Origin of the sequence: Paraeggerthella hongkongensis (assembly GCF_003726035.1) — a bacterium.
In the GTDB taxonomy this organism is placed as follows: domain Bacteria; phylum Actinomycetota; class Coriobacteriia; order Coriobacteriales; family Eggerthellaceae; genus Paraeggerthella; species Paraeggerthella hongkongensis.
This window is the reverse complement of sequence record NZ_QICD01000049.1, coordinates 1-2,379: the sequence shown is the minus strand read 5'-3', so window position 1 is coordinate 2,379 and position 2,379 is coordinate 1. Positions and strand designations below refer to the sequence as shown.

At 61.4% G+C, this 2,379-nt stretch carries 2 rRNA genes; both read left to right on the top strand.

From position 1 onward, the window contains the following. The first annotated feature begins 41 nt into the window (after positions 1 to 41). Positions 42 to 1,551, top strand: a 16S ribosomal RNA gene (locus DMP08_RS12230). Between the two features lie 339 nt (positions 1,552 to 1,890). Beyond that, a 23S ribosomal RNA gene (locus tag DMP08_RS12225) occupies positions 1,891 to 2,379 on the top strand; the annotation flags it as partial.

Genomic DNA, 2,379 nt, shown 5'->3' with positions numbered 1-2,379 from the left:
GAGAAAACCAAGATCGAACGCGGCAGCGATGCCGCACTCTTTAAACGGAGAGTTTGATCCTGGCTCAGGATGAACGCTGGCGGCGTGCCTAACACATGCAAGTCGAACGGTTAACCCACCTTCGGGTGGTCATACAGTGGCGAACGGGTGAGTAACACGTGACCAACCTGCCCCCCTCTCCGGGACAACCTCGGGAAACCGTGGCTAATACCGGATGCTCCTTCCCCTCCGCATGGAGGGGTCGGGAAAGCCCAGGCGGAGGGGGATGGGGTCGCGGCCCATCAGGTAGACGGCGGGGTAGCGGCCCACCGTGCTTTCGACGGGTAGCCGGGTTGAGAGACCGACCGGCCACATTGGGACTGAGATACGGCCCAGACTCCTACGGGAGGCAGCAGTGGGGAATTTTGCGCAATGGGGGAAACCCTGACGCAGCAACGCCGCGTGCGGGAAGACGGCCTTCGGGTTGTAAACCGCTTTCAGCAGGGAAGACCGACGACGGTACCTGCAGAAGAAGCCCCGGCTAACTACGTGCCAGCAGCCGCGGTAATACGTAGGGGGCGAGCGTTATCCGGATTCATTGGGCGTAAAGCGCGCGTAGGCGGCGCGCCAAGCGGAACCTCTAACCTCGGGGCTCAACCTCGAGCCGGGTTCCGAACTGGCGCGCTCGAGTTCGGTAGAGGCAGGCGGAATTCCCGGTGTAGCGGTGGAATGCGCAGATATCGGGAAGAACACCGATGGCGAAGGCAGCCTGCTGGGCCGACACTGACGCTGAGGTGCGAAAGCTAGGGGAGCGAACAGGATTAGATACCCTGGTAGTCCTAGCCGTAAACGATGGACGCTAGGTGTGGGGAGGATCGCCTCTCCGTGCCGAAGCCAACGCATTAAGCGTCCCGCCTGGGGAGTACGGCCGCAAGGCTAAAACTCAAAGGAATTGACGGGGGCCCGCACAAGCAGCGGAGCATGTGGCTTAATTCGAAGCAACGCGAAGAACCTTACCAGGGCTTGACATGCGAGTGAAGCCGGGGAGACCCGGTGGCCGAGAGGAGCTCGCGCAGGTGGTGCATGGCTGTCGTCAGCTCGTGTCGTGAGATGTTGGGTTAAGTCCCGCAACGAGCGCAACCCCTGCCGTATGTTGCCAGCATTGAGTTGGGGACTCATACGGGACTGCCGGCGTCAAGCCGGAGGAAGGTGGGGACGACGTCAAGTCATCATGCCCTTTATGCCCTGGGCTGCACACGTGCTACAATGGCCGGTACAACGGGCTGCGACCTGGCGACAGGAAGCGAATCCCTCAAAGCCGGCCCCAGTTCGGATCGGAGGCTGCAACCCGCCTCCGTGAAGTCGGAGTTGCTAGTAATCGCGGATCAGCATGCCGCGGTGAATACGTTCCCGGGCCTTGTACACACCGCCCGTCACACCACCCGAGTCGTCTGCACCCGAAGCCGCCGGCCGAACCCGCAAGGGGCGGAGGCGTCGAAGGTGTGGAGGGTAAGGGGGGTGAAGTCGTAACAAGGTAGCCGTACCGGAAGGTGCGGCTGGATCACCTCCTTTCTAGGGAGACACACACGTGTCCGACGAGGTCGAGCGAAGCTCCCTCGCCTGGATGGAAAACAGAACAGAACGGAAGCCGTCCGTCGGACGGGCCCGTTGCGAGGCGCATCTCGCCCTCCGCTCTCTCAGCATCCGGCTTCCGAGGCTCTCGAAGCCTCGGGAAGGCGAGCGCCTTCCCGCGCACCTTGACAGTTGCATAGCGTTTAAAGTGACAAAGAAGATCTTCATCACATGCATATCACCGATCCAATCGAGTGATCTGTCAAAGTAATGGAGCATCTTTCACGATCGCGATACATCGATATGGATACCCATACCATACTGAACGAGAACCAAAGAGACGAAGATACTAAGGGCGCACGGCGGATGCCTTGGCACAGGAAGTCGACGAAGGACGCGGCAAGCTGCGATAAGCTGCGGGGAGGGGCAAACACCCTTTGATCCGCAGGTCTCCGAATGGGGCAACCCAGATGGGGTCATGCCCATCTATCCCCGCCTGAACAGAATAGGGCGGCGGAAGGCAACCCGGGGAACTGAAACATCTAAGTACCCGGAGGAAGAGAAATCAACCGAGATCGCGGGAGTAGCGGCGAGCGAAACCGCGCGAGCCCAAACCCATGCACGTGTAAGCTTGAGGGCGTTGCTGCATGAGGGGTTGCGGGACCGCGCATCCCATGGGCCTCAGACCATGGGCGGAGTTACAAAGGGGCGCGCTAGCGGAACGGCCTGGGAAGGCCGGCGGAACAGGGTGAGAGCCCCGTACGCACAAGCGCGCCCCCTCCGAGCGGGGCACCCGAGTAGCGCCGGGCACGTGAAACCCGGTGCGAA